This window comes from Legionella quinlivanii, assembly GCF_003265995.1.
Lineage (GTDB): Bacteria > Pseudomonadota > Gammaproteobacteria > Legionellales > Legionellaceae > Legionella_C > Legionella_C quinlivanii_A.
In genome coordinates this window covers 60,216-84,077 of sequence record NZ_MVJN01000011.1, presented here as the reverse complement: position 1 = coordinate 84,077, position 23,862 = coordinate 60,216, and the positions used below count along the sequence as shown (strand labels likewise).

Genomic DNA, 23,862 nt, shown 5'->3' with positions numbered 1-23,862 from the left:
AAATGAGTAATCAAAATATTAAAATTCGTTTAAAATCGTTTGACCATCGTTTGATTGATTCGTCAACACGTGAAATAGTTGAAACGGCAAAACGTACTGGCGCACAAATCCGTGGGCCAATACCACTGCCAATTAAAAAAGAGAAATTTACTGTACTGATTTCTCCTCATGTTAATAAAGATGCTAGAGATCAGTATGAGTTACGCACCCATAAACGCCTGGTTGTGATAGTGCACCCCACTGAAAAAACAGTAGATGCATTAATGAAGCTGGACTTGGCTGCTGGTGTCGATGTTCAGATAAGTCTGGATGACGAATAACGTTCCAGATAGGAATACTAACGAGGTATTACAATGATAGGGTTAATTGGCAGAAAAGTTGGTATGACACGTATCTTTACTGAAGAAGGGCAGTCAATTCCTGTTTCAGTAATAGAAATTGCGCCAAATCGTGTATCTCAACTTAAAACGCTTGAATCTGACGGCTATATGGCTGTACAAATAACAGGCGGTGAAAAAAAGGCAAGCCGTGTAAACAAAGCGCTTACTGGTCATTTTGCAAAAGCTCAGATAGAAGCTGGAGATATGATCGGAGAATTCCGAGTCACTTCTCTTGATGGCTTTTCTGCTGGGCAGAGTATTTCAGTAGCCGAAATTTTTACTCCCGGTCAATATGTCGATGTGACAGGTACATCAAAGGGTAAAGGCTTTGCTGGTACCGTAAAACGACATAATTTTAGAACGCAAGATGCAACACACGGTAACTCTGTTTCGCATCGTGTTCCTGGATCAATTGGTCAGAACCAAACGCCAGGACGAGTGTTCAAAGGTAAGAAAATGGCCGGCCATATGGGTAATGTCAGATGTACTACTCAAAACCTTGAGTTGGTTAGAGTTGATGCTGAACGAAATCTACTGTTGATAAAGGGTGCTATTCCTGGATTCCCTGGAGCCAGAGTCGAAGTACGACCCGCAGTTAAGATCAAAGCAGGGGATCAATAATGGAACTTATTACTAAAGATACCAACACTTCATTAAGTGTAAATGAGCAAGTGTTCGATTATAACTACAACGAAGGCTTAATTCATCAAGCTGTAGTCACTTTTATGAATAATGCTCGCAGTGGAAACAGTGCCCAGAAAACCCGTTCTGAAGTAAGTGGCGGCGGTAGAAAGCCCTGGAGACAAAAAGGTACTGGCCGTGCACGCGCTGGTACAATCCGCAGCCCAATTTGGCGTTCGGGTGGGGTTACGTTTGCATCAAAAAAACGTGATTATAGCCAAAAGCTAAACAAAAAAATGTATAAGCGCGCTATAAGAAGCATCTTATCTGAGCTTATCCGTAATGAGAATCTGATTGTCGTTAGTGACTTTCAATGCAGTTCTAACAAGACCAAAGACTTTATTGTCAAGATGAAAGAGTATGATTTGACAAATGCTTTAATCATTATGCATGAAGTTGGCGAAAACGAGTACCTGGGTTCACGCAATCTGATTGATTTCGACATTTGCGACGTTGCTTCAGTTGACCCCGTGAGTTTACTGCGCTTTGAAAAAGTACTAATCACAGGTGAAGCACTTAAAAGCATTGAGGAGTTGCTACAATGAACGCAGAACGTTTACTAATGGTATTAAGAGAGCCACACACATCTGAAAAAGCAACTGTGATGGCTGAAAAATACAAGCAATTTACTTTCAAAGTTCTCAAAACTGCCACCAAAAACGAGATTAAAAGAGCAGTAGAGGAATTGTTTAATGTTAAAGTCAAAAATGTTTCTGTAATGAATGTCAAAGGCAAGTCCAAGCGTTTTCGCCAGTTAGCTGGTAAAAGAAGCGACTGGAAAAAAGCGTTTGTTTCTTTACACGAAAACTATGATATCGACTTTAGCGTAAAAGAATAAGGTAGACGACGATGGCATTATTAAAATCAAAACCAACGTCACCCGGAAAGCGCGGTGAATTAAAGGTTGTACACCATCATATCCATAAAGGACAACCTCACGCTGCTCTGGTTGAAAAGTTAAACAAGACTGGTGGAAGAAACAACCAGGGACGTATTACTGTTCGACACATTGGTGGTGGTGTTCGCAGTAAATATCGTATAATTGACTTCAAACGCAATAAAGATGGTATCGAAGCTCGAGTTGAGCGCATCGAATATGATCCCAATCGATCTGCTTTAATTGCATTACTTGTTTACAAAGATGGCGAACGGCGGTACATTATTGCACCTGCTCAATTAGAAGCTGGAGCAACTGTTGTTAGTGGTGAAGATTCTCCTATCAGTGTGGGCAATGCTTTACCATTAAGAAATATTCCGGTTGGTACAACTATCCACTGTGTTGAATTAAAACCTGGAAAAGGTGCTCAGTTCTTACGTAGTGCTGGATGTGGCGGACAAATTGTTGCTAAAGAAGGCGCTTATGCTACTTTAAAACTGCGCTCTGGTGAAATGCGAAAAGTATTGGCCACTTGCAGAGCAGTTATTGGTGAAGTTAGCAATAGCGAACATAGTCTTCGTGCTTTAGGTAAGGCAGGAGCCAAGCGTTGGCGAGGAATCCGACCCACTGTACGTGGTGTTGCGATGAACCCTGTTGATCACCCACATGGTGGTGGTGAAGGCCGTACTTCTGGCGGAAGACATCCAGTGACTCCTTGGGGCGTGCCGACAAAAGGTTATAAGACACGCAGTAATAAACGAACTGACAGATTCATTGTCAGATCTCGTAAAAAGAAATAATTAGCTAAGAGGATATTAACGTGCCACGCTCGATAAGAAAGGGTCCACACATTGATCCACATCTGCTTGTCAAAGTTAAAGCAGCAATTGATGCAAAGTCTAAAAAACCAATTAAAACCTGGTCACGACGCTCAACCATTACCCCTGACATGATAGATTTAACTATCGCTGTCCATAACGGGAAAGATCATGTTCCAGTGTTTATCACTGATAACATGGTTGGCCATAAATTGGGCGAATTCGCTATGACCCGCACATTCAAAGGCCATTCTGGTGACAGAAAGGCTAAAGGTAAGTAGAGGCAATGATGGAAGTTACTGCAAAATTAAAAAATGCGCCCCTTTCTGCACAGAAAGCCCGGTTAGTCGCAGACATGATTCGTAAAGTGAGCGTATCAAAAGCGCTCGATATTTTACGTTTTACACCAAAAAAAGGAGCATTTCTGATGCTCAAAGTTTTGGAATCAGCCATTGCAAACGCAGAAAATAATAATGGTGCAGATATCGATGAGCTGCATGTAGGCGTTGTCTGTGTTGATGAAGCATCTACACTGAAGCGTATCAGAGCTCGTGCCAAAGGACGTGCGAATCGTATATCCAAACGTACTTGCCACATTACAATTAAAGTATCTGACGAGGTATAATAGAATGGGACAAAAAGTAAATCCTATTGGTATCCGTTTGGGCATAGTAAAAAGCTGGAATTCAAAATGGTATGCCAGCAAAAATTACGCACAACTCCTGAATGAAGATATTAATTTAAGAAAAGATCTGAAAAAGAAGTTGTATGCCGCAGCGATTAGCCGTATCCAGATCGAAAGACCTGCAAATAATGCAGTAGTCACGATTCATACAGCTAGACCAGGTATCCTTATCGGAAAGAAAGGTGGCGGTATAGAAGGTCTGCGAAGCGAGATTTCTTCCAAGTTAGGCGTGCCAGTACACCTTAATATCGAAGAAGTTAAAAAACCGGAACTTGATTCTACTCTGGTGGCTGAAGGTATTGCACAGCAGCTCGAGCAACGTGTTATGTTCAGAAGAGCAATGAAGCGTGCAGTTACTTCTGCAATGAAATCAGGCGCTAAAGGGATCAAAATTTGTGTCAGCGGTCGACTAGGTGGCGCTGAAATTGCTCGAAGTGAATGGTACCGTGAAGGACGTGTTCCTCTACATACATTCCGTGCTGACATTGATTATGGTACTGCTGAAGCCAAAACAACTTACGGTATCATCGGTGTTAAGGTTTGGATCTTTAAGGGAGAAGTTCTTCCGCAAAAGAATCGTAACGCTGACAGCAGTAAATGAGTGAGGATTTATAATCATGCTACAGCCAAAACGTACTAAATATCGTAAACAAATGAAAGGCCGTAACCGTGGTCTTGCCCAACGCGGCTCCAATGTTAGCTTCGGAGAGTTTGGTCTAAAAGCGGTTGAACGTGGTCGCTTGACTGCCCGACAAATTGAAGCGGCTCGTCGTGCCATGACACGCCACATTAAACGGGGCGGAAAAATTTGGATTCGTGTATTCCCAGATAAACCAATCACACAAAAACCTCTTGAAGTTCGTCAAGGTAAAGGTAAAGGTAGTGTTGAATATTGGGTGGCTCAAATCCAACCAGGTAAGATCCTGTTTGAGATGGAAGGGGTATCCAGAGAGCTGGCATTAGAAGCTTTCAATTTGGCAAAAGCCAAATTACCTTTTAAGGTAATGTTTGAAGAACGTAAGGTGATGTAATGAAAACTTTAAATGAATTGAGAAACTTGTCTATCAAGGAATTAAGTGAGGAATTACTCCAGTTACGAAAAGAGCAATTCAATTTGCGTATGAAAAGAGCAAGTGGTTCTCTTGAAAAAACACACCTGGTTAGTCTGGTTAGAAAGACTATTGCTAGAGTAAAAACAGTTATGACTGAAAAGGTTGGAAAGAGTCATGTCGAATAGTGAATCAAATGCAAGAATAATGGTTGGACGAGTTGTTAGTGACAAAATGCAAAAAACCATTGTTGTATTAGTAGAGAGAACAGTTAAGCATCCTAAATATGGTAAAATCATGAAGCGCAGAACTAAGCTCCATGCTCATGATGAACAGCAGGTTTGCAAAATTGGCGATACAGTCAGAATTAGAGAGACGAGACCTCTTTCTAAGACAAAATGCTGGGAATTGGTTGAAGTTATTTCCTGATTCGTTTGCAATGACTTTTAAAATTCCAATTAGGCTGGTATAATCAGCAGCCTTTTTCTGGTCGAAATTAGAGCTGGAGAGTAGAATGATACAAATGCAGACAGTGCTCGATGTAGCTGATAATAGCGGAGCGCGCAAGGTAATGTGTATCAAGGTGCTAGGTGGATCTCATCGTCGCTATGCGAGGGTAGGAGATGTCATCAAAGTGAGCATTAAAGATGCAATACCTCGAAGTAAAGTTAAGAAAGGTGCGGTGATGAAGGCTGTTGTCGTTAGAACCAGCCAAGGTGTCCGCCGTGATGATGGTTCGTTGATTCGTTTTGATGGCAATGCTGCAGTGCTATTAAATAATCAAAACGAGCCTATTGGGACTCGTATCTTTGGTCCAGTAACACGCGAATTGAGAGAGCGATTCATGAAAATCATCTCTCTTGCAGCAGAAGTATTGTAAGAGGGATTAATTATGAAGCGCATCCGATCAGGCGATACAGTAATTGTTATCACTGGTAAGAGTAAAGGCCATATTGGCAAAGTAAAAAAGGTTTTAGGTGTGGCCGTTGTGGTTGAAGGGGCAAACATGATTAAAAAGCATGTAAAGCCGAACCCGCAGATTAATCAGCCAGGCGGCATAGTATCAACAGAGGCACCCTTTAATATCTCTAATGTAGCTATGTACAATCCTCAAACCAAAAAGGCTGACAAAGTTGGTTTCAAGCTCATTGATAAGAATGGCAAGAATCAGAAAGTCAGATATTTTAAATCAAACAATGAATTAGTTGATATTGTTTAGTCAGGGTGATTGAAATGGCAAGACTTAAAGAGCACTACAAATCGAATGTAGTCGAATCATTGATGAAGAAATTCGGCTATAAAAGCGTAATGGAAGTTCCCAGGATCCTTAAAATAACAGTAAATATGGGTGTTGGCGAAGCGGTTGGCGATAAGAAAATTATGAATCATGCAGTCGATGACATGACTCTGATTACAGGCCAGAAGCCAGTTATCACTAAAGCAAAAAAATCTATTGCAGGCTTCAAGATCCGCGAAGGATGGCCTATTGGATGCAAAGTGACGTTAAGAAAACAAAAAATGTATGAGTTTCTTGATCGTTTAATCACCATTACCTTGCCACGTGTAAGAGACTTCCGCGGTCTTAACCCCAAATCTTTCGATGGAACAGGCAATTATAGCTTGGGAATTCATGAACAGATCGTTTTCCCCGAGATTGATTTTGATAAAACTGATGGGATCCGTGGCTTAGATATTTGTATTACTACAAGTGCTAAAACGAATGAGGAAGCAAGGGCTTTGCTAGAAGCATTCAACTTGCCATTAAAAGACAGAGACAAACATTAAGAAGGGTATTTACTGTGGCCAAAACATCAATGCTCGAACGAGAAAGAAAGCGTTCAAAGCTTGTAAATAAATATAGAGAAAAGCGTAGTGAGCTTAAAGTTCTGATCAAATCATCTAATGATTTTGATGTTATTATGGACGCTCAGGCTCAACTTGCTAAATTACCTGTTAATTCAAATCCAGTTAGACAGAACAAGCGTTGCCAGCAGTGTGGGCGCCCTCATGCAGTCTATCGGAAATTTGGCTTGTGCAGAATTTGTCTGCGTCAACAATTAGTTGCTGGAAACGTCACCGGTGGTAGAAAGTCCAGCTGGTAAACAAAGGTTCTATGGAGAATAAGTGTGAGTATGCATGATCCTATTGCTGACATGTTGACGAGAATTAGAAATGGTCAACTGGCTAAGCATCAGAGCGTAACCCTCAACTCATCAAAGTTGAAGGAAGAAATCGCTCGCGTATTGAAAGAGGAAGGTTACATTCTCGATTACTCAGTACAAGCTGAAGAGAATAATCACAAGACTCTTACAGTCAAATTAAAATATTATCACGGCCGTCCTGTTATCGAGCGTATTTTACGCATTAGCAGACCTGGCTTACGTGTTTACAAACCTTTTAATGAGTTGTCATCAATTCCTGGTTTTGGTATTGCCATTTTATCAACTTCAAAAGGTGTAATGACTCACATCGCTGCCAAAAATAATCGTGTTGGCGGTGAAGTGCTTTGTGAAGTAGCTTAATTTTTGCGAGGAATAATATGTCAAGAGTAGCAAAAGCTCCGATACAGTTACCTGCAAATGTGGAGCTAACTTTATCAAAAAATGAAATGACTGTTAAAGGTCCAAAAGGTGAATTGACACAACATGTCAATAAGCTTGTATCTATTACAAGAGATGATGCTAAAATCACTTTTAGCCCAGCCTCTAATGACCCTAATGCCTGGGCGCAGGCAGGTACAGTCCGTGCGCTTCTAAACAATATGGTTAAAGGTGTAACTGATGGTTTTTCCGTTACCCTGGAACTCGTTGGTGTTGGTTACAGAGCGCAAGCTAGCGGAAAGTCTGTCAGCTTATCATTGGGATATTCACATCCCATAGAATATGAATTGCCTACTGGTGTGACTGTTGAATGTCCAAACAACACTACGATCATCATTAAGGGCATTGATAGACAATTATTAGGTCAGGTTGCTTCTGAAATTCGTGCATTCAGACCACCAGAGCCCTACAAAGGAAAAGGTGTGAAATATGCTGGTGAACAAATTGCGCGTAAAGAAGCCAAGAAAAAATAGGGTTTAAATTATGAGTAAGATTAATGCACGTGTAAGACGCGGAGCCAAAACAAAAGCAAGACAAAAGTATTGCGGTCGTCCACGCCTTGTGGTTTATCGTAGTACTACACATATCTATGCTCAGATTATAGTACCCGGTGAAAATGGTGACCGTGTAGTGGCTTCCTGTTCCACAGTTGATAAAGAAGCAAGAGGTTCTATTAAAGGTACTAAAGTTGAGCAGGCGACAATGGTAGGAAAACTACTTGGCGAACGAGCTAAGGCACATCAAATTACCGATGTTGCATTTGACCGCTCTGGGTACAAATATCATGGCCGCGTTAAGGCACTTGCTGATGGTGCCCGTGAAGCTGGTTTGAATTTTTAAGGAACAGTGATGGCATTTGAAGAATCCAAAATGACTGAAGGGTATCAAGAGAAACTAGTCTCTGTGACCCGAACAGCGAAAGTAGTAAAAGGTGGACGAGTATTCGGTTTTGCTGTACTTGTCGTCATTGGCGACGGTAAGGGCAAAGTTGGTTACGGACGCGGTAAAGCCCGTGAAGTGCCGATTGCTATTCAGAAAGCGATGGAACAAGCACGTAAGAATATGACTTATATTCCATTGGCTGGAAATACAATTCATCACGAAATTACCTGGAGCTATGGTGCATCCAAGGTATTCATGAAACCTGCCAGTGAAGGTACCGGAATTATTGCTGGTGGTGCAATGAGAGCTGTTCTCGAAGTACTGGGTGTCCAAAACATTCTTGCTAAAAGTATTGGTTCAACTAACCCAAGCAACATCGTCAGAGCAACTATCGGTGCTTTGTCAAATATTGGAACTCCAGATTATGTCGCTGCTAAACGCGGTAAAACTGTTGAAGAAGTGATGGCAGGCTAATCATGAGCAAAAAAATTAAAATTACTTTGGTAAAAAGTACAATAGGTAGAAAGCCCAAGCATATTCTGATTGTAAAACAATTAGGTCTGGGTAAATTAAATAGTTCTGTTATTCATCAGGATATTCCAGCGATCCGCGGTCTTGTGAATACTGTTCACTACTTGTTACGTGTAGAGGAGTGTGCCTAATGAAATTAAATACACTTTCGCCTGATCCAGGTTCAAAACGTCCAAAGCAACGCTTAGGTCGTGGTATTGGTTCTGGTCTGGGTAAGACAAGCGGAAAAGGCCATAAAGGGCAGAAGGCCCGTGCTGGTGGTTATCACAAGATCAACTTTGAAGGCGGTCAGATGCCTATTCAAAGACGTTTGCCAAAAATGGGCTTCAAATCTCGTATAGGCAAGTACAATGATCAAATCACACTTAGTGAACTTGCTTCCATTGAAGAAGAAATCATTGATATGGATACTTTGCGTCGGCACCGACTGATTAATACAGCGGTTAAAAACGTTAAAGTAATTCTTTCTGGTGAGATCAGTGTTGCTGTCAAACTGAAAGGGATTCCTGTGACCAAAGGAGCCCGTGCAATGATTGAACAGGCTGGTGGAAGTATAGAAGACTAATTATGAAAAACCGGAAGCAAATAGCAGGTCAACCCAAAAGTGGGTTGACTGAATTAAAGACCAGAATATTTTTTGTCATTCTTGGGATCCTTGTTTACCGTTTAGGTGCGCATATACCTGTACCTGGACTTGATCCACAGAAACTGGCCAATTTTTTCGGCGAACAACAAAATACTATTTTTGGCCTTTTTAATATGTTTTCTGGTGGGGCATTATCCCGAGTTACTGTATTTGCTATTGGTATAATGCCTTATATTTCCGCATCGATTATTATTCAGCTTTTTTCAGTCGTTTCTCCCAAGTTGGAGCAGTTGAAGAAAGAAGGTGAACAAGGGCGTCGTAAAATTAACCAATACACGCGCTACCTGACATTGTTATTATCAGTTTTTCAATCATTAGGTATGGCTCGATGGTTAGCTGGACAGCACATTGCTTTGCATGCTGATTTTACATTTTATTTTACGGCTGTTGTCACATTGGTTACTGGTACAATGTTTTTGATGTGGCTAGGTGAACAAATAACTGAAAAGGGCGTCGGGAATGGTATATCTCTTATCATTTTCTCTGGAATAGTCTCCAGTATGCCCAATGCAATTGCATCTGTGTTCCAGCAGGTCAAAGAGGGACAAATGCAGGCCTTGAGTCTGATTTTGATTGCATTAATCGTAGTTTGTGTAACCGGGTTTGTTGTATTCATGGAGCGAGCTCAAAGGCGTATCAGAGTTAACTATGCTCAACGTACTCAGGGTCGCAAAGTATATGCCGCACAGACCAGTCATTTGCCGTTAAAAATAAATATGTCTGGAGTCATTCCGCCTATTTTTGCTTCCAGCATTATTCTGCTGCCTGCGACACTTGCACAGTTTTTTGCTAAAGGAAAAGGAATGGACTGGTTAGCTGATATTGGAATGGCTTTATCGCCCGGTCAGCCTTTATATCTGATTGTCTATGCGGTAGCGATTCTGTTTTTTGCCTTTTTCTATGCTGCTTTGGTGTTCAATCCTAAAGATACAGCTGATAATTTGAAAAAGTCAGGTGCTTATATTCCAGGCATTAGACCTGGTGAGCAAACGACAAAATATATTGATTCGGTAATGACCCGGCTAACATTAATTGGCGCTATTTACCTGGTACTGGTATGCTTGCTGCCACAGATATTAATGTACACCTGGCATGTACCCTTCTATTTTGGCGGAACTTCACTTTTAATCATCGTTGTTGTGATTATGGACTTTGTCGCACAGGTTCAGGCGCACTTAATGACTCAACAATATGATTCACTGATGAAAAAGGCCAATTTTAAAGGTACTAAATTACCTGGTCTTTTATGATTATTACTCGGAGTTATGAATGAAAGTTAGAGCATCAGTTAAGCGTATTTGCCGTAACTGCAAAATTATTAAGCGTCATGGAAATGTCAAAGTTATATGTAAAGATGCTAGACATAAACAAAAGCAAGGTTAATCTTGCTTGATTTTAATCCAATAAAATAGTATTCTTCTGTCCCTTTCCGGCAGAGCAAAGTAAACATACGGAGAAATTAATGGCTCGTATTGCAGGTGTAAATATACCAGATAACAAACATATAGTGATTGCACTGACATCAATCTTTGGTATAGGTAAAACAACTTCTAAACATTTGTGTAAAACAGTGGGTATTGAAGAGTCCACTAAAGTATTTCAGGTTCCTGAAGAGAAGCTTGAAGCTTTGCGTACCGAAATTGCTAAAATGACTGTGGAAGGTGACCTGCGTCGAGTTGTTTCCATGAATATCAAGCGATTGATGGATCTCGGATGTTATCGAGGACTCAGACATCGACGTGGACTCCCTCTGCGTGGACAACGAACTAAAACCAATGCTAGAACCCGTAAAGGTCGACGCAAAGGCACAAGTAATTAATAATTCAGGATAGTAAGATGGCTACAAATAAAGCTAAGCAGCAAAAGACAAGAAAAAAAGTAAAACGTGTGGTTTCCGATGGCATTGTGCACGTTCATGCTTCTTTTAATAACACAATTGTTACTTTTACTGACAGACAGGGTAACGCTCTATGCTGGGCAACGTCAGGCGGTTCTGGTTTCCGTGGATCGCGTAAAAGCACTCCTTATGCTGCACAGGTTGCTACTGAACGTGCCTCTGCTGTTGCAAAAGAATATGGTATGAAATCTGTTGCAGTATTCGTTCATGGCCCTGGCCCAGGACGTGAGTCAACGATTCGAGAGCTGATCTCTCAGGATTTCAAGATTGTTGAAATTACTGATGTTACAGGGATACCCCATAATGGGTGTAAACCTCCCAAGAAACGTCGCGTATAAGATTCAGGAGTAACTAATGGCAAGAAAATTAGGCCCAAAGTGCAAATTGTCAAGACGAAGAGGCACTGATCTATTATTAAAAAGTGGCGTTCGTGATTTTAAATCCAAATGCCGTTCTGAAAAGAAACCTGGCCAGCATGGTGACAAAAAAGGTCGCTTGAGTGACTATGGTCTGCAGTTAGACGAAAAACAAAAAATCAGAACTTATTATGGTATTCTCGAACGTCAGTTTAGAAACTACTATAAAAAAGCCGCTCGCATGAAAGGCTCTACCGGTGAAAATCTGATGGTTCTTCTTGAGAGCCGATTGGATAATGTTGTTTACAGATTAGGTTTTGCCAGCACTAGAGCTGAAGCCAGACAACTTGTTACTCATAAAGCTATTCTGGTGAATGGCCAGCTGGTAAATATTCCATCATTCATTTTGAGTGCTGGTGATAAAGTTGAAGTTAGACAAAAAGCAAGGGAACAAGGTCGTATCAAAGCAGCTATCGCTTTATCCGAACAACGTGCTCCTTGTGATTGGTTAACTGCTGACTCTGGTTCAATGAAAGGTACATTTACATCTGCACCTACGTTAAATGATATATCATCTGATTTTAACGTTAATCTGGTTGTTGAACTTTACTCTAAGTAAGCTCGGAGACATAGCTGAATGTATACTGAAATAAACGAAATGCTGACGCCAACAGTGCTTAAGGTGCAAACTGATTCAATCAATCGTTCACGAATCGTACTTGAGCCTCTCGAGCGCGGTTATGGCCATACACTGGGTAATGCGTTAAGAAGAATTCTTTTGTCTTCTATGCCAGGATGGGCAATCACTGAAGTATCGATTGCTGGTGTTCTGCATGAATACAGTACTATTGAAGGTGTACAGGAAGATGTTGTTGACATACTGCTTAATTTGAAGCAAGTGGCTATTAAAGTTGCCTCTGGTAATGAAGCCACTTTAAGCCTTGTAAAAGAAGGTCCTTGTGTAGTTACTGCAGGTGACATTCAACTGAATCAAGGGCAGGAAATTGTTAATCCGGATTTGGTCATTGCCACTTTGAACGAGAATGGCAAACTCGATATGACGCTTAAAGTAGAGCGTGGTGTTGGTTTTCATTCCACTGACTCATTTGTCCGTGACTATGAGAATGATCTGGAGCGTAAATCTGTAGGTAAATTGAAGATTGACAATTCCTTTTCTCCTGTAGTGAAAGTCGCTTATTTTGTGGATAGTGCTCGTGTTGAAAACCGTACTGACCTTGATAAGCTAACCATTGATTTACAAACCAATGGAACATTGGATCCTGAAGATGCTATTCGTATTTCAGCTTCTATCCTGCAGCGTCAATTACATGCTTTTGTCGATATGAAGTTCGAGGAATCAAGAGCTGATAACAAAGAAAGAAATGATTTTGATCCTATTCTATTAAGACCAGTTGATGATCTGGAGTTGACTGTCAGATCGGCAAATTGTTTGAAAGCAGAGAATATATATTATATTGGGGATTTGGTTCAAAAAACTGAAAATGAACTCTTGAAAACCCCTAATTTAGGAAAGAAATCCTTAACTGAAATAAAGGATGTTTTAGCATCACGTTCTTTATCTTTGGGAATGAAATTAGAAAATTGGCCGCCAGCTAATCTAGGCGATTAATAGGAGTCTTATCAAATGCGTCACCGTAATTCAGGCCGAAGTTTCAGCCGTACAAGTAGCCATAGAAAGGCAATGTTTTCTAACATGTGCAATTCTCTGATTGAGCATGAGGTTATTAAAACTACCTTACCTAAGGCAAAAGAACTCCGTAAGTATATTGAGCCTCTTATTACTGTTAGTAAAAAAGATTCAGTTGCTTCACGACGACATGTCTTCAATCGCTTAAGATCAAAAGAGGCAGTAGGTAAATTATTTACTATCCTGGGGCCAAGATTTAACAAACGCCCAGGCGGCTATGTGCGCGTTCTTAAATGTGGTTTCCGTGCAGGCGATAATGCACCAATGGCCATTGTTGAGTTTGTCGATAGACCTGCTCAAAACGAAGAATAGGTTCATTGTATAAAAAAGCCCACAGATGTGGGCTTTTTTATTTGTACCAACTAGCGATATTCAGATTGAAGCATTTGCCCAATTATTTTCTTCTGCTAAAGCGGACTCTTCCTCATGATATTTCAATGAATGCCTGATTGAGAAGTCATAAACATTCGTTACTGCGATTTCTTCGTTTTCCGTCGTTATCCCGGGAATTGCCATGAGTTTACTTCTCAGTTCCTCGTGATCATACCTTTCCGTTCCATTAACTAGTGTGCCAGTCCAAATGGCAATATTGCGACTGCGGTAAAAGTACCATAAATACGGATTTCCATTCATGGAAATTGAAGGGAAATAAATCTCTTCAGAGCTTCGTCTGCGCTCAACCTGAGTAGATTCTTTTTCTGCGGGGGCGTTACGATGTGCAGTGCCTGTTTTTCCATATATTGAAATTGCTGGATATTTAACTCGGAGTAGCCTTACATCATTAATGATTGCCCGTGTCTCTGTTACGGTTATATCTGCCTTATGATGACTTAAATAACGATACAGATCCTCTTTATCATATTCCTCGGTACCCAGGAGTTTAAAGTCCGTGGTAGCTGTATTGTTATGTCGATTATATTTCCAGATAAAAGGATGACCCTTATAAGCAACATCCGGAAAGTAAATATGATCAGCTAATGGAGAACGAACCGGTTCAGATGATTCTCCTCTATTGGATCTGCTATTCGCTATACAAAAAAAACTGAGAAAACTCTTTGGCATATGGCCTCCTGCTCGGATTAATTAAGTAATTCTATTGCAGTAGAACCACAGGAAATACAGGGGCTGGCTCATCCTATGTTCTAAGTGTATCTCTCCTGATTAAAGTCTATCAGTGGTAGAACTTCTGGCTTGACTCTGGTTCCATGTCATAACCTGTTTTTACCGAGAATGCAAGCTCTGTTCTTAGTGTAGGCTCCTGCTTTGCGAGTAACCATGCCTGGTAAATTAGGACAATTAATTATGTTTGCCAAATCCTGAGTTACCCATGAAGGAATCCTTTCACGCTGTCAATCGTGTCGACTGTGATTTTCCTGAATTTTTCAGCAGTTAATCCACTTCCTTTTGCTGTCTTCTTGTTGTTTATGAGTATTTCTTCGTAAGCGTTTTTGCCTAATAAAGTAAATAAATTATTTAATTCCGGGATTGAAAGCCTGGATACTGCCGGATTTTCTTCTGGCATCGCTGGCGAAATTCTGGAGGTCTGACTTTCATAAGCATACGCCATTTCTATCAGAGTCCCTTCCTGAAATTGCCTGCTAATTAGTTCAACTCCAACAGGCATATGTAAATCATCGCTATATCCAACATTAATACTAATTGAGGGTAAGCCGGCATTGGATGGGATCGGCGCACGCCAGGTATTCACTGTCATGGCGTCGTAGGTGGCGGTTCCTTGACTAGTAATGGGCATTAGTAGAGCATCCAAATGGTTTTGATCCATTACGTTTTGTATATAGGCTCTGTTCCGGGCAAAAATAGCTAAAGCACGTTGATGTGAACTACTTGAGTTGTCGGCCATGTTTGCCATAAAGTGTAGACAATCTTTGATTGAGCCGAAATTTCTTGTGCGATTGGATTGGCAGATGTCACGAAAACTTTCTCTGGTTGATGGAAAAGAGGCTAGATAGGCGTCTATATCCTGAATCTCTCCCGCCTGATTATTCTGACGATCATTATTGAAAGCTGGCAGATTAATATCAACGATGGTTGCGCCCATTTGCTGCATATTTACAGTAGCATTCTTTATTATCCTGTTAATACTCGCTGGCATTTTATTGAATGGATCAAGGCCATTAACATTACGTACAACAGCAATTCGCTTATTAGCCAAGCCCTTCTTATTGAGAAACGCGGTATAGGTTTTTACTCTGGGAATATTCATTGTTTTGGGATCCCTGGAGTCGGGTTGAGCGATAACATCCAGTAAAATTGCCAGGTCCTGTACGGTACGTGCAATAGGACCAGCTGTTCCATCCAGATTGCCCATAGGGAAAATACCGTGTTGGCTAATTAATCCGGTGCTTGGACGAAGCCCTGCTAAACCATGGAAAGCAGCTGGAATTCTGACCGAGCCGCTATTATCAGTGCCAATAGCAAGCAAGGCAAAGCTCGCACTGACAGCAGCTGCTGGCCCGCCACTAGAGCCCCCGGGATTCTTACTGGTATCAAAAACATTCCCGATTCTTCCACTGCGGCTGCTGATTCCAAACATGCCCCAGGCAAACTCATCCATCCCTCCTTTGCCAAGGATAATGGCTCCCGCCCCTCGCAATTTCTCTACCAGAAAGGCATCATGTACGGGTTGACTACCTAATAGAGCGTAAGAGCCAGAGGTGGTAGTCGTATCGAATGAATCGATATTATCTTTTAAAATTATGGGGATACAGTGAAGTGTTCCTGACATTTGGCCAGTTTTTTCGAAAATCAAATCCAACTGCTGTGCCTGCGTTAGAACGGAAGGATTAATTTCAGTCCAGGCATTAATAGGTGCATGACCATTGACACTTAAATCATATTTCTTAATACGCTCAATATAGGCGCTTACTAGCTGCAGGCAAGAAAATTGCTTATTTTGAATGCTCTCATGGATGGAGGCTATGGTCTGCGATTCCAGATGAAGTGGAGAGTTGTTTTGAGAGGAGAAGGATGCACCGGCAAAGAATAAAATAATAAACAGGACCCTGATTGGAATAGATTTCATAATTGATTCAATCTTTTGATAATTAATCTGGCATTTTCTATATCAAAGATACTTGTTCTTCTCATGAAAAAAAAGCCCATTGATATGGGCTTTTTTTAACAGTTTACAGGTACACTTCAGTGCTCTCTAAAACGGGATATCGTCATCCAGTTCGTCAAAGGCATTATGAGCAGCAGGGCTCATCTGCGGCTTTCCCATTCCTTGTTGAGCAGGTGCCTGCTGTGGCATATCACCGTAGTTAGAGGGGGCACTGCCTTTGCCGTCAAGCATTTGAATGTCATTGGCTACTATTTCGGTAGTATAGCGATCCTGGCCTTGTTGATCCTGCCATTTTCTGGTGCGCAGGCTGCCTTCCACATAGACTTTTGAGCCTTTACGAAGGTATTCACCAGCGATTTCGCCCAGTTTATTAAAACAGACCACGCGATGCCATTCGGTGCGTTCCTGTTTATCACCAGTTTGTTTATCTTTCCATGCTTCACTGGTAGCCACTGATAAGGTAGTTACCGCGTTTCCATTGGGCATATATCGAACATCGGGATCACCGCCAATATTGCCTATTAATATAACTTTATTAATTCCACGTGCCATTTCTACATTTCTCCTGAGGTTCTTGCGAGTTAGGAAAGGATTATAACGAATTTAAGCCAACAATTCATAGAGCTTCAGTGCGTTGATCTTCTGCTTATCGAGATCAGGGCAATTCCTTACTGCCATTAAAGAGTTTTGATCTTTGCCCTTGAAATCAGCTTTTTTATGATCCATGTACGGCTTTGAATTTCACTATTTTGCACTAGTGTCATTCATGGGCCAGCTAATAAGAAGCCAAATCAGGCTGTATATAGTATTCATAATGAATAAACCTGTAATCCCGACATACTGATAGCTAAGACCGGACAGCAAGCCACCGGCAAAAATTCCTAGAAACTGGCTGGTTGAATAAACACCCATCGCAGTGCCTTTATTGCTTTTACTGGCCTGACGGGAAATGATCGATGGTAATGACGCTTCAAGAATATTAAAGGCGACAAAGTAAATAAAAATCAGAACAAACAATGCGAGAAGCGTTGATGGAACAACTGCCAGCAAGAGCTGTGCCAGGGCTGTGAGGCTTATTGCTGCCAGAAAGATTAAACGCATTTTTTTCATGCGCTCTGCAATATAAATGAAGGGAAGCATAACAATAAAGGACAAAAGTAATACCGGTAAATAAAAATGCCATTGCTGGCTTAGATTACCCAGCTGTATTTGTGCTTTTAAAAGCATGGGGACCACATAGAACGTGGAGGTTAAAACCAGATGTTGAAAAAAAATACCGGCGTTTAAGCGCTGTAATCGGGTATCTCTCAATACAGTACGCAGCAATTGGGGATTGGTTTCGCTTTCTGCATGAAAGCGTTCCTGTTCAGGGGAAGGGACAATAGTATAAAGAAATATCAAGCCAAGCAGCGATAAAACAAAGGTTAGATAGAAAATACTCGAAAGCCCATAGTGATGGGTAAGTACGGGACTTATTATCATTGCTGCAATAAAGGAGGTGCCAATGGTTAATCCTAAAATGGCCATGGCTTTGGTACGATCCTTATCTTCAGTCAGGTCAGCCAGCAAGGCAATCAGCACGCTGCCGATAGCGCCCATACCCTGTACAATGCGTGCTCCAATCATTCCAAAAATAGAGTGGGTCAATGCGCCCCAGAGGCTGCCTGCGGCAAATAAAATCAGGCCAATGGTAATCATACGCTTTCTGCCATAGCGATCTGAAAGAAGGCCGAAGGGAATTTGCAAAATACCCTGACTTAATCCGTAGCTGCCCAAAGCAATTCCAATCAGGCTCGCTGTGGCTCCGGACAATTGAACTGCGAGAACAGAAAATACAGGAATGAGCATGAAAAGACCAAGCATGCGAAAAGAAAACAGCATGGCAATGGGAACAACAGTTTTAGGCAGAGAATAGTTCATTCGGACAAAGCCAATGATTACAAAGCACAGATGGTACAAATTTGATGCCCTTGACACAAGCCCTTTGAACGATTGACAGTATTCATTAATCAGGGTAGCTTGCGTCTTTTTATATTTGGGGAATTGATATGTCCTTAGTGTTTCGCGATCGAGTTGCTTTGATTACTGGCGGCGCCAGAGGTATTGGCAAAGCCTGTGCCCTGAAATTGGCAAGAGCGGGTAGTGATGTAGCAATTGTATATTATAACAGTTCGGATGAAGCCCTGGAGCTCGTTGAAGAGATTAAGTCATTAGGAAGAAAAGCCTGTGCCATTCAGGCGAACGTCGCTGATCACGCCTCGGTAAAGGACATGTTTGCAATTTTTCGTGAGCATTTTGACAAGCTTGATTTTCTGATCAGTAATGCGGCCAGCGGTGTATTGAAACCCGCCTTAAAAATGTCTACAAAACACTGGCGCTGGTGTATGGAAACCAATGCTCTGGCCCTCAATCATTTAGTGTCTGAAGGACGTGAGCTGATGCAGCGCGGCGGTCGGGTAATTGCATTGTCAAGCCTTGGTGCTCATCGTGCGATACCTAATTATGCCTTTATTGGTGCTTCAAAGGCTGCCCTGGAGGCCTTAGTCCGCTCCCTGAGTCTGGAAATGGCTGAGTATGAGGTAACGGTTAACACCGTATCAGCTGGGGTAGTGGACACTGATGCACTGAAACATTTTCCAAACCGTGAGCAACTTCTTGATGAATATCAGGCTCATTCCCTGGCTTCCAGACCTCTGACGACAGAGGATGTGGCGAATGCGGTTTATCTTCTCTGTCTGCCTGAAGCACAAATGATCAATGCGCATACATTATTTGTTGATGCGGGCTACAGCAAGGTCGGTTGATTAGAGGAGCCTGGGCTTTGAAAGGTAAAATTTATCTGATAGCTCGAGCTTCGTCAATTTCGTAGCTGATTGCGAAAATTTTATGTTATAATCCTGAAATTTGTAAGCTAGAAGACTGCTGAGGAATAAGTATGAATGTAGAAAGCGTTTACCCCAAGGTTCGGGAAATTATCGCTGATGTATTGGTTATTGATGAAGAAGATGTTGCGCTTGACAGCCGTTTAATTGCCGATTTGGGTGCAGAATCAATTGACTTCCTCGATTTGGTATTTCAGTTGGAAAAGGAATTCGGTATTAAGATTCCGCGTGGCCAACTGGAAAAAAATGCACGGGGAGACTTGCCTGAAGACGAGTTTGAGAAAGGCGGTGTCTTAAGTGTCAAGGGAATGCAGGCATTGAAAAATTATTTAAGTGAAGTTCCTGCCCAGCACTTCAAGGCGAACATGAAAGTAAATGAAATCCCAATGTTATTTACTGTCGAAACGTTCTGCAAATTGGTTGTCAGTGCAGTACAGGAACAAAAAACCAGCGAATCTGTAGCCTGATGCGTTTTCTATTTGTCGACAGGATCTTGCACTTATCGCCGGGTGAATTCATTCGCGGTATCAAACATATCACTGCTGATGATGGCTACCTACAGCAAGATGAAACAGGACGCTTTGTGTTTCCTGCTTCATTTATAGGCGAAACCCTGGGGCAGCTTGCTGCCTGGAATGTCATGCATACCCAGGGCTTTGCCAATCGGCCGGTTGCCGGGGTAGTTGCCAATGCCAGCCTGCATCGTCCAGCCTATCTTGGAGAAACCCTGTATCTCGAGTCCTTTATCGACTCGCTGGACGATACTGCAGTTCAATATCACAGCATTGCACGTGTGGATGATGACCTGGTGTTTACAGTGGATGGCGCTTTGGGCCCATTGCTGCCTATGAGTGAGTTTATTGCCGAACAAGAGGTAAGAGAACAGTTTGCTGAAATTAATCGCCCCGGTGACTGGAATGCTGGCAGTAAGGCTATTGAAGAGAATGTCTTTCATGCGACTCGGCAACCGATTGCCTATCCGATGACTTTTGACCGCGTGTTGAAGGAAGAGCCTGGTCTGGCGTTGACTGCTGAGAAGCGCATTACCCGGGCAGCTCCCTGGTTCCCTGATCATTTTCCCCGCAATCCAGTACTGCCGATGACCGTCTTGCTGGAGTGTAAAATCCATTTGGCAAGGTATTTCATTGAGAGAATGGGATTATTGAATCAATTCAAAATTAAAGAACTCCGTAAAATCAAGATGAATGATTTTGTGCATCCTGGCGATACTGTGTTATGCCAGCTTCAGTTAAAAAAACAGGATGAAGAGCAGCTCGTACTTGTTTTCCGCAGTGAAGTTGAGGGGAAAAGAGTCTGTGTTCTTGAAATGGTTTGGCAGCGAAAGGTAAATTAATATGTCTAAAAAACGAGTAGCGATTACCGGATTGGGCATTGTTTCCCCATTGGGAAACGATGTGAGTTCCACATGGCAAAATCTAATGGCGGGTCAGTCGGGAATTAGTACAATTCAACAATTTGACGCCTCCGGATTTCCAGCACATATCGCTGCCGAAGTAAAATCCTTTGAGCTTTGCGAATCGCTGCGCAGCAAAGATACCCGGTTTGCGATGTCATTTACCCGCTTTGCACTGGAGGCGGCGCGACAGGCGTTTGCTGATGCTGGAATTCAACCGCAGGCTGATACTGCAGCGCGCTGGGGAGTAGTCACTGGCAGCGGTATGATGACTGCTGAATTTGAATACTTGCAACGCTTCCAGAAAGCCTGTGCTGCTGATGGAAATATCAACTGGACAGAGCTAAACAAAAACACGCAGGATTTCTATAAGCTGACAGATTTTGGAAAAACCACCTCCAACTCAGGGCTTTCTCTTTTGATTCAGCAATTTGGAATCAAAGGCTATGCGAATTCAGTTCATACTGCCTGTGCTTCTGGAGGACAGGCGCTTGGCCTGGCATTACAGATACTGCGTCGAGGTGAGGCCGATTATATGCTGGCCGGTGGTTTTGATTCGATGATTAATCCTTTGGGCTTATCCAGTTTCTGTCTTCTGGGCGCTTTGTCTACCTATAATGAGCATCCTGCAACTGCCAGCAGGCCTTTTGATGGCACTCGCAATGGCTTTGTACTTGGTGAAGGTGCCGCGTTTCTTATCCTTGAGGATTGGAACAGAGCGAAGGCCAGAGGTGCCAGGATTTACGCGGAACTCGCCGGAGAAGGCAATTCGCTCAGCTCTTACCGGATTACAGACTCTCACCCAAATGGTGATGGAGCCCGCCAGGCAATTGAACGCGCATTAGCTGATGCTGGCGTAACAGCCCGCGATGTGGATTATATTAATGCACACGGTACGTCTACCAAGATGAACGATCTTAGTGAAACCAATGCGATTAAAGCTGTTTTCAAAGAAAGAGCTTATAGCCTGCCTGTCAGTTCAACCAAAAGCCAGACCGGACACCTGATTGCTGCGGCAGGGGCACTCGAAGCTGCATTATCCGTACTTGCCATACAGCATGGACAAGTTCCCATGACGGCCAATTTAACCACTCAGGATCCGGATTGTGATCTGGATTATGTAAGTGATGGCCCTCGCGAGAAGTCTCTTGGCGTTGTGCTGTCCAATTCTTTTGGATTTGGTGGTTCTAATAGTTGTCTTTTATTTAAACATCCTGAGTTTGGCGGATCTGTTCATGAATAACGAAAAAAAACGGGTTTTTATAACTGGTCTGAGTGCATTGACCGCCTGCGGTGAAACCCTTGATAAAACCTGGAATGCTATTTTAGCTGGCGAAACAGGAATTGAAGAAATTCGCCAGTGGGACTTGTCTTCGTGGTCCGCTCGTTTAGGCGGCGAGCTGAAAGATTTCCAACCCGGCCGAGCCTTACCTGATCGCAAATTAATGAAGGTGATATCCAGACATGATGCAATGGGCATTCATGCTGCTGTGGAGGCGATTAAGCATAGCGGCATGATTGACTATCGGGATAGTCTCGAATCTGCTGAGCACTTCAATGAGCAAACTGCTGTTTTTGTGGGCTCACCGGGAAACAAATATTTCCAGCAGTATGATTTTCTGCCCTTGCTTGCCAAGTCAGAAGGCAATATGCAGGAATTCGCCGCACAATTGTTTAATGAAGTCCATCCGATGTGGCTCTTACGCATACTGCCAAACAATGTGCTCGCTTATTCAGGAATTACCTACGGCTTTAAAGGCCCGAACCATAATATAACCAACCATGCGGCAGGCGGAATCCAGGCTTTGATTGAGGCCTATCATACAATACAGCAAGGTCAGGCTGACAGAGCGGTCGTGGTTGCCTATGACGCCGGGGTTGAGCCGCAGGCCTTGTTCTATTATAACCAGCTGGGTGTTTTAAGTGAGCGTCATCTGAAGCCCTTTGATAAAGACCATGACGGCACCGTATTAGCGGAAGGCGCTACCGCGTTAATTCTTGAAAGTGAAGAAAGTGCGAGGGCGCGTGGTGCGGTATGCCTGGCCGAAGTCGCAGGCGGGCTGGCCTCCACTGAGGCTGCTGGACTGTTTTCCCTCGAAGCAGAGGGGGCGTCACTTGCCATCTTACTGCAGCAAGCGCTGGCATCCTGTAATCTGAATGCTGCTGATATCGATTTAATTGTGGCTCATGGAAATGGCAATGCCAAATCTGATCTGAGTGAAGCCTTTGCCATTCAGGAACTGGTTCAGGGAGCGCCTGTTCCGGTAACTGCCTATAAATGGGCGATGGGACATACCCTGACCGCCGCCGGGTTGCTGGATACGGTTTTAACGACCAGGGCGATTACTGAAAAATGCATTCCTGGTATTGCCAATTTGACCGAGCCAGCCGCTCAGTGTGCCGAGTTAAACTTAAGCGCAAGCACTCGAGAGTTTGCGAATCAGCGCACTGCGCTGATCATCAACCGTGGCTTTGCCAGTATGAATGCTTGCGTGGTGATTAAATCCTGTGACTGAATCAGCGCATACAATCAAAAGCTTGCCGACGACTCGTTTAGGCCGTTTAATGTTCAGATACTTTCCCTATCGGAAAGCGGTAGTAATGGCCAATATTGATCAGGTTTATGGTGAGCAATTAAGCATTTCTGAAAAACAGCACCTGGCAAAGGCATTCTACTCGCATCTGCTGCTTTCAATTAAGGAAGGCCTGCAATTACGCTTCATGAGTCAGAAAAGACTCAAAGAATGTGTGGAAGTCAGAGGACATGAGCGTATGTTAGCCGTTGCCGGCGAGGGAAAGGGGGTGTTGGTTTTAACGGGTCATTTTGGCAATTGGGAATTTGCGCCGCTTGGTGGGATCCTTAATTTCCAGGAATTTCAGGGACAATTTCATTTTATTCGACGCACCCTGGGTAATAAAACCATTGAGCGAATTCTGTTTGGCAGATATTACCGTGCCGGATTGAACGTTATTCCTAAAAAGAATTCATTACAGCAGGTCTGTGATGCCCTGGATAATAACCATGCGGTCATTTTTGTATTAGATCAGCATGCGTCGCTGGTGAATCGGGATGGGATTGCTGCCGAATTTTTTGGAAAAAAGGCAGGAACCTATCGCAGCCTGGCCAGTTTTGCCCGCCATACAGGCGTTCCGGTAGTCCCGGCTGCTGGTTATCGTTTGCCGAATGGCAAGCATGTTCTGGAGTTCTATGAGCCTATCGTCTGGCAGGATCATGGCAATACCCAGGAATCACTTTATCAAAATACTTTGGCATACAATCAGGCTTTGGAAAAGATAATTCTCGCCAATCCGGCACAATGGTTGTGGCTGCATAAGCGTTGGAAATTGAAGGAGCAGGTTTAGGACTCATTTTG

General features: G+C 42.7%; 39 protein-coding genes. 34 read left to right on the top strand and 5 right to left on the bottom strand.

The window, feature by feature from the left end:
- Positions 1-2 precede the first annotated feature (2 nt).
- From rpsJ to rplQ, 28 genes are all read left to right on the top strand, one after another.
- Positions 3-320: a 30S ribosomal protein S10 gene (rpsJ, locus tag B1207_RS13790; RefSeq protein ID WP_058507932.1), complete on the top strand. Its 318-nt coding sequence runs from the start codon at positions 3-5 to the stop codon at positions 318-320.
- A gap of 33 nt (positions 321-353) precedes the next feature.
- Positions 354-1,001, top strand: coding sequence for a 50S ribosomal protein L3 (rplC, locus tag B1207_RS13785; protein WP_112220498.1), 648 nt, complete (start codon positions 354-356; stop codon positions 999-1,001).
- On the top strand, positions 1,001-1,606 hold the full coding sequence (gene rplD, locus B1207_RS13780) for a 50S ribosomal protein L4 (RefSeq protein WP_112220497.1): 606 nt from the start codon (positions 1,001-1,003) through the stop codon (positions 1,604-1,606). The genes rplC and rplD overlap by 1 nt, the downstream gene beginning before the upstream one ends.
- On the top strand, positions 1,603-1,899 hold the full coding sequence (gene rplW / locus B1207_RS13775) for a 50S ribosomal protein L23 (RefSeq protein ID WP_112220496.1): 297 nt from the start codon (positions 1,603-1,605) through the stop codon (positions 1,897-1,899). The genes rplD and rplW overlap by 4 nt, the downstream gene beginning before the upstream one ends.
- An 11-nt stretch (positions 1,900-1,910) precedes the next feature.
- Positions 1,911-2,738, top strand: a complete 828-nt coding sequence (rplB, locus tag B1207_RS13770; RefSeq protein WP_112220495.1) for a 50S ribosomal protein L2 — start codon at positions 1,911-1,913, stop codon at positions 2,736-2,738.
- A 20-nt stretch (positions 2,739-2,758) separates the two neighbouring features.
- A complete protein-coding gene (gene rpsS, locus B1207_RS13765) occupies positions 2,759-3,037 on the top strand; it encodes a 30S ribosomal protein S19 (RefSeq protein ID WP_058507937.1) in 279 nt (92 codons plus the stop codon).
- 8 nt (positions 3,038-3,045) lie between these two features.
- Positions 3,046-3,381 (top strand): 50S ribosomal protein L22, encoded by a 336-nt coding sequence (gene rplV, locus B1207_RS13760; protein WP_112220506.1) that lies wholly within the window; start codon positions 3,046-3,048, stop codon positions 3,379-3,381.
- Between the two features lie 4 nt (positions 3,382-3,385).
- A complete protein-coding gene (gene rpsC / locus B1207_RS13755) occupies positions 3,386-4,042 on the top strand; it encodes a 30S ribosomal protein S3 (protein WP_058507939.1) in 657 nt (218 codons plus the stop codon).
- A 16-nt stretch (positions 4,043-4,058) separates the two neighbouring features.
- The gene (gene rplP, locus B1207_RS13750) at positions 4,059-4,472 is read left to right on the top strand and encodes a 50S ribosomal protein L16 (RefSeq protein ID WP_058507940.1); all 414 of its coding nucleotides are present in this window, start codon (positions 4,059-4,061) and stop codon (positions 4,470-4,472) included.
- Positions 4,472-4,678: a 50S ribosomal protein L29 gene (rpmC, locus tag B1207_RS13745; RefSeq protein WP_112220494.1), complete on the top strand. Its 207-nt coding sequence runs from the start codon at positions 4,472-4,474 to the stop codon at positions 4,676-4,678. The genes rplP and rpmC overlap by 1 nt, the downstream gene beginning before the upstream one ends.
- Positions 4,668-4,919, top strand: coding sequence for a 30S ribosomal protein S17 (gene rpsQ, locus B1207_RS13740; RefSeq protein WP_058507942.1), 252 nt, complete (start codon positions 4,668-4,670; stop codon positions 4,917-4,919). Before rpmC ends, rpsQ begins: the two co-directional genes overlap by 11 nt.
- An 85-nt stretch (positions 4,920-5,004) precedes the next feature.
- Entirely contained in the window at positions 5,005-5,370 is a 366-nt protein-coding gene (rplN, locus tag B1207_RS13735; RefSeq protein WP_028388517.1) for a 50S ribosomal protein L14, read from the top strand.
- Positions 5,371-5,382: 12 nt separating this feature from the next.
- A complete protein-coding gene (rplX, locus tag B1207_RS13730) occupies positions 5,383-5,709 on the top strand; it encodes a 50S ribosomal protein L24 (protein ID WP_058507943.1) in 327 nt (108 codons plus the stop codon).
- Between the two features lie 14 nt (positions 5,710-5,723).
- Positions 5,724-6,275, top strand: a complete 552-nt coding sequence (rplE, locus tag B1207_RS13725) for a 50S ribosomal protein L5 (protein WP_112220493.1) — start codon at positions 5,724-5,726, stop codon at positions 6,273-6,275.
- 14 nt (positions 6,276-6,289) lie between these two features.
- Entirely contained in the window at positions 6,290-6,592 is a 303-nt protein-coding gene (gene rpsN, locus B1207_RS13720; protein WP_058507945.1) for a 30S ribosomal protein S14, read from the top strand.
- Between the two features lie 30 nt (positions 6,593-6,622).
- A complete protein-coding gene (rpsH, locus tag B1207_RS13715) occupies positions 6,623-7,012 on the top strand; it encodes a 30S ribosomal protein S8 (protein WP_216362472.1) in 390 nt (129 codons plus the stop codon).
- 17 nt (positions 7,013-7,029) lie between these two features.
- Positions 7,030-7,563, top strand: coding sequence for a 50S ribosomal protein L6 (gene rplF, locus B1207_RS13710; RefSeq protein WP_058507947.1), 534 nt, complete (start codon positions 7,030-7,032; stop codon positions 7,561-7,563).
- 10 nt (positions 7,564-7,573) lie between these two features.
- Positions 7,574-7,930: a 50S ribosomal protein L18 gene (gene rplR / locus B1207_RS13705; RefSeq protein WP_058507948.1), complete on the top strand. Its 357-nt coding sequence runs from the start codon at positions 7,574-7,576 to the stop codon at positions 7,928-7,930.
- Positions 7,931-7,939: 9 nt separating this feature from the next.
- Positions 7,940-8,446, top strand: a complete 507-nt coding sequence (gene rpsE, locus B1207_RS13700; RefSeq protein ID WP_058507949.1) for a 30S ribosomal protein S5 — start codon at positions 7,940-7,942, stop codon at positions 8,444-8,446.
- A gap of 2 nt (positions 8,447-8,448) precedes the next feature.
- Positions 8,449-8,634, top strand: coding sequence for a 50S ribosomal protein L30 (gene rpmD / locus B1207_RS13695; RefSeq protein ID WP_058507950.1), 186 nt, complete (start codon positions 8,449-8,451; stop codon positions 8,632-8,634).
- Positions 8,634-9,068 carry a 50S ribosomal protein L15 gene (rplO, locus tag B1207_RS13690; protein ID WP_112220491.1) on the top strand — a complete coding sequence of 145 codons (435 nt, stop codon included), beginning with the start codon at positions 8,634-8,636 and terminating at the stop codon, positions 9,066-9,068. Before rpmD ends, rplO begins: the two co-directional genes overlap by 1 nt.
- Before the next feature lie 2 nt (positions 9,069-9,070).
- Positions 9,071-10,399: a preprotein translocase subunit SecY gene (gene secY / locus B1207_RS13685; RefSeq protein WP_112220490.1), complete on the top strand. Its 1,329-nt coding sequence runs from the start codon at positions 9,071-9,073 to the stop codon at positions 10,397-10,399.
- Positions 10,400-10,418: 19 nt separating this feature from the next.
- Positions 10,419-10,532: a 50S ribosomal protein L36 gene (rpmJ, locus tag B1207_RS13680; RefSeq protein ID WP_083499241.1), complete on the top strand. Its 114-nt coding sequence runs from the start codon at positions 10,419-10,421 to the stop codon at positions 10,530-10,532.
- Between the two features lie 79 nt (positions 10,533-10,611).
- Positions 10,612-10,968 carry a 30S ribosomal protein S13 gene (rpsM, locus tag B1207_RS13675; protein ID WP_058507953.1) on the top strand — a complete coding sequence of 119 codons (357 nt, stop codon included), beginning with the start codon at positions 10,612-10,614 and terminating at the stop codon, positions 10,966-10,968.
- A gap of 17 nt (positions 10,969-10,985) precedes the next feature.
- A complete protein-coding gene (rpsK, locus tag B1207_RS13670; protein ID WP_058507954.1) occupies positions 10,986-11,384 on the top strand; it encodes a 30S ribosomal protein S11 in 399 nt (132 codons plus the stop codon).
- Between the two features lie 16 nt (positions 11,385-11,400).
- Positions 11,401-12,021 (top strand): 30S ribosomal protein S4, encoded by a 621-nt coding sequence (gene rpsD, locus B1207_RS13665; RefSeq protein WP_058507955.1) that lies wholly within the window; start codon positions 11,401-11,403, stop codon positions 12,019-12,021.
- Between the two features lie 18 nt (positions 12,022-12,039).
- Complete coding sequence (locus B1207_RS13660) at positions 12,040-13,032, top strand: DNA-directed RNA polymerase subunit alpha (protein WP_058507956.1); 993 nt, start codon at positions 12,040-12,042, stop codon at positions 13,030-13,032.
- Positions 13,033-13,047: 15 nt separating this feature from the next.
- Complete coding sequence (gene rplQ / locus B1207_RS13655) at positions 13,048-13,422, top strand: 50S ribosomal protein L17 (RefSeq protein ID WP_058507957.1); 375 nt, start codon at positions 13,048-13,050, stop codon at positions 13,420-13,422.
- Between the two features lie 60 nt (positions 13,423-13,482).
- On the opposite strand, the gene B1207_RS13650 is transcribed toward rplQ, so the two are convergent.
- The 5 genes from B1207_RS13650 to B1207_RS13635 form a co-directional block, all read right to left on the bottom strand.
- Positions 13,483-14,172 (bottom strand): hypothetical protein, encoded by a 690-nt coding sequence (locus B1207_RS13650; RefSeq protein ID WP_112220489.1) that lies wholly within the window; start codon positions 14,170-14,172, stop codon positions 13,483-13,485.
- Between the two features lie 259 nt (positions 14,173-14,431).
- Positions 14,432-16,153, bottom strand: a complete 1,722-nt coding sequence (locus B1207_RS13645) for an amidase (protein ID WP_112220488.1) — start codon at positions 16,151-16,153, stop codon at positions 14,432-14,434.
- A gap of 126 nt (positions 16,154-16,279) precedes the next feature.
- Positions 16,280-16,744 carry a single-stranded DNA-binding protein gene (gene ssb, locus B1207_RS13640; RefSeq protein ID WP_112220487.1) on the bottom strand — a complete coding sequence of 155 codons (465 nt, stop codon included), beginning with the start codon at positions 16,742-16,744 and terminating at the stop codon, positions 16,280-16,282.
- Between the two features lie 51 nt (positions 16,745-16,795).
- Positions 16,796-16,918, bottom strand: a complete 123-nt coding sequence (locus B1207_RS16160) for a hypothetical protein (protein ID WP_301182695.1) — start codon at positions 16,916-16,918, stop codon at positions 16,796-16,798.
- Positions 16,919-16,936: 18 nt separating this feature from the next.
- Positions 16,937-18,112: an MFS transporter gene (locus tag B1207_RS13635; RefSeq protein ID WP_112220486.1), complete on the bottom strand. Its 1,176-nt coding sequence runs from the start codon at positions 18,110-18,112 to the stop codon at positions 16,937-16,939.
- Positions 18,113-18,240: 128 nt separating this feature from the next.
- On the opposite strand from B1207_RS13635, the gene fabL reads away from it, so the two are divergent.
- The 6 genes from fabL to B1207_RS13605 all read left to right on the top strand — a co-directional run bounded on the left by fabL (position 18,241) and on the right by B1207_RS13605 (position 23,851).
- Positions 18,241-18,996 carry an enoyl-[acyl-carrier-protein] reductase FabL gene (fabL, locus tag B1207_RS13630; RefSeq protein WP_112220485.1) on the top strand — a complete coding sequence of 252 codons (756 nt, stop codon included), beginning with the start codon at positions 18,241-18,243 and terminating at the stop codon, positions 18,994-18,996.
- A 131-nt stretch (positions 18,997-19,127) separates the two neighbouring features.
- Complete coding sequence (locus tag B1207_RS13625; RefSeq protein ID WP_058507962.1) at positions 19,128-19,541, top strand: acyl carrier protein; 414 nt, start codon at positions 19,128-19,130, stop codon at positions 19,539-19,541.
- The gene (locus B1207_RS13620) at positions 19,541-20,428 is read left to right on the top strand and encodes a 3-hydroxyacyl-ACP dehydratase FabZ family protein (RefSeq protein WP_112220484.1); all 888 of its coding nucleotides are present in this window, start codon (positions 19,541-19,543) and stop codon (positions 20,426-20,428) included. The genes B1207_RS13625 and B1207_RS13620 overlap by 1 nt, the downstream gene beginning before the upstream one ends.
- A gap of 1 nt (position 20,429) precedes the next feature.
- A complete protein-coding gene (locus B1207_RS13615; RefSeq protein ID WP_112220483.1) occupies positions 20,430-21,731 on the top strand; it encodes a beta-ketoacyl-[acyl-carrier-protein] synthase family protein in 1,302 nt (433 codons plus the stop codon).
- Positions 21,724-23,004: a beta-ketoacyl-[acyl-carrier-protein] synthase family protein gene (locus tag B1207_RS13610; RefSeq protein ID WP_112220482.1), complete on the top strand. Its 1,281-nt coding sequence runs from the start codon at positions 21,724-21,726 to the stop codon at positions 23,002-23,004. The genes B1207_RS13615 and B1207_RS13610 overlap by 8 nt, the downstream gene beginning before the upstream one ends.
- Positions 22,997-23,851, top strand: coding sequence for a lysophospholipid acyltransferase family protein (locus tag B1207_RS13605; RefSeq protein ID WP_112220481.1), 855 nt, complete (start codon positions 22,997-22,999; stop codon positions 23,849-23,851). The genes B1207_RS13610 and B1207_RS13605 overlap by 8 nt, the downstream gene beginning before the upstream one ends.
- Positions 23,852-23,862 lie beyond the last annotated feature (11 nt).

Bases quoted from the DNA above. Each gene is read 5' to 3' on its own strand.
- rpsJ (WP_058507932.1), top strand. From the start codon at position 3: ATGAGTAATCAAAATATTAAAATTCGTTTAAAATCGTTTGACCATCGT.
- rplC (WP_112220498.1), top strand. From the start codon at position 354: ATGATAGGGTTAATTGGCAGAAAAGTTGGTATGACACGTATCTTTACT.
- rplD (WP_112220497.1), top strand. From the start codon at position 1,001: ATGGAACTTATTACTAAAGATACCAACACTTCATTAAGTGTAAATGAG.
- rplW (WP_112220496.1), top strand. From the start codon at position 1,603: ATGAACGCAGAACGTTTACTAATGGTATTAAGAGAGCCACACACATCT.
- rplB (WP_112220495.1), top strand. From the start codon at position 1,911: ATGGCATTATTAAAATCAAAACCAACGTCACCCGGAAAGCGCGGTGAA.
- rplV (WP_112220506.1), top strand. From the start codon at position 3,046: ATGGAAGTTACTGCAAAATTAAAAAATGCGCCCCTTTCTGCACAGAAA.
- rpsC (WP_058507939.1), top strand. From the start codon at position 3,386: ATGGGACAAAAAGTAAATCCTATTGGTATCCGTTTGGGCATAGTAAAA.
- rplP (WP_058507940.1), top strand. From the start codon at position 4,059: ATGCTACAGCCAAAACGTACTAAATATCGTAAACAAATGAAAGGCCGT.
- rpmC (WP_112220494.1), top strand. From the start codon at position 4,472: ATGAAAACTTTAAATGAATTGAGAAACTTGTCTATCAAGGAATTAAGT.
- rpsQ (WP_058507942.1), top strand. From the start codon at position 4,668: ATGTCGAATAGTGAATCAAATGCAAGAATAATGGTTGGACGAGTTGTT.
- rplN (WP_028388517.1), top strand. From the start codon at position 5,005: ATGATACAAATGCAGACAGTGCTCGATGTAGCTGATAATAGCGGAGCG.
- rplX (WP_058507943.1), top strand. From the start codon at position 5,383: ATGAAGCGCATCCGATCAGGCGATACAGTAATTGTTATCACTGGTAAG.
- rplE (WP_112220493.1), top strand. From the start codon at position 5,724: ATGGCAAGACTTAAAGAGCACTACAAATCGAATGTAGTCGAATCATTG.
- rpsH (WP_216362472.1), top strand. From the start codon at position 6,623: ATGCATGATCCTATTGCTGACATGTTGACGAGAATTAGAAATGGTCAA.
- rplF (WP_058507947.1), top strand. From the start codon at position 7,030: ATGTCAAGAGTAGCAAAAGCTCCGATACAGTTACCTGCAAATGTGGAG.
- rplR (WP_058507948.1), top strand. From the start codon at position 7,574: ATGAGTAAGATTAATGCACGTGTAAGACGCGGAGCCAAAACAAAAGCA.
- rpsE (WP_058507949.1), top strand. From the start codon at position 7,940: ATGGCATTTGAAGAATCCAAAATGACTGAAGGGTATCAAGAGAAACTA.
- rpmD (WP_058507950.1), top strand. From the start codon at position 8,449: ATGAGCAAAAAAATTAAAATTACTTTGGTAAAAAGTACAATAGGTAGA.
- rplO (WP_112220491.1), top strand. From the start codon at position 8,634: ATGAAATTAAATACACTTTCGCCTGATCCAGGTTCAAAACGTCCAAAG.
- secY (WP_112220490.1), top strand. From the start codon at position 9,071: ATGAAAAACCGGAAGCAAATAGCAGGTCAACCCAAAAGTGGGTTGACT.
- rpmJ (WP_083499241.1), top strand. From the start codon at position 10,419: ATGAAAGTTAGAGCATCAGTTAAGCGTATTTGCCGTAACTGCAAAATT.
- rpsM (WP_058507953.1), top strand. From the start codon at position 10,612: ATGGCTCGTATTGCAGGTGTAAATATACCAGATAACAAACATATAGTG.
- rpsK (WP_058507954.1), top strand. From the start codon at position 10,986: ATGGCTACAAATAAAGCTAAGCAGCAAAAGACAAGAAAAAAAGTAAAA.
- rpsD (WP_058507955.1), top strand. From the start codon at position 11,401: ATGGCAAGAAAATTAGGCCCAAAGTGCAAATTGTCAAGACGAAGAGGC.
- B1207_RS13660 (WP_058507956.1), top strand. From the start codon at position 12,040: ATGTATACTGAAATAAACGAAATGCTGACGCCAACAGTGCTTAAGGTG.
- rplQ (WP_058507957.1), top strand. From the start codon at position 13,048: ATGCGTCACCGTAATTCAGGCCGAAGTTTCAGCCGTACAAGTAGCCAT.
- B1207_RS13650 (WP_112220489.1), bottom strand. From the start codon at position 14,172: ATGCCAAAGAGTTTTCTCAGTTTTTTTTGTATAGCGAATAGCAGATCC.
- B1207_RS13645 (WP_112220488.1), bottom strand. From the start codon at position 16,153: ATGAAATCTATTCCAATCAGGGTCCTGTTTATTATTTTATTCTTTGCC.
- ssb (WP_112220487.1), bottom strand. From the start codon at position 16,744: ATGGCACGTGGAATTAATAAAGTTATATTAATAGGCAATATTGGCGGT.
- B1207_RS16160 (WP_301182695.1), bottom strand. From the start codon at position 16,918: ATGGATCATAAAAAAGCTGATTTCAAGGGCAAAGATCAAAACTCTTTA.
- B1207_RS13635 (WP_112220486.1), bottom strand. From the start codon at position 18,112: ATGAACTATTCTCTGCCTAAAACTGTTGTTCCCATTGCCATGCTGTTT.
- fabL (WP_112220485.1), top strand. From the start codon at position 18,241: ATGTCCTTAGTGTTTCGCGATCGAGTTGCTTTGATTACTGGCGGCGCC.
- B1207_RS13625 (WP_058507962.1), top strand. From the start codon at position 19,128: ATGAATGTAGAAAGCGTTTACCCCAAGGTTCGGGAAATTATCGCTGAT.
- B1207_RS13620 (WP_112220484.1), top strand. From the start codon at position 19,541: ATGCGTTTTCTATTTGTCGACAGGATCTTGCACTTATCGCCGGGTGAA.
- B1207_RS13615 (WP_112220483.1), top strand. From the start codon at position 20,430: ATGTCTAAAAAACGAGTAGCGATTACCGGATTGGGCATTGTTTCCCCA.
- B1207_RS13610 (WP_112220482.1), top strand. From the start codon at position 21,724: ATGAATAACGAAAAAAAACGGGTTTTTATAACTGGTCTGAGTGCATTG.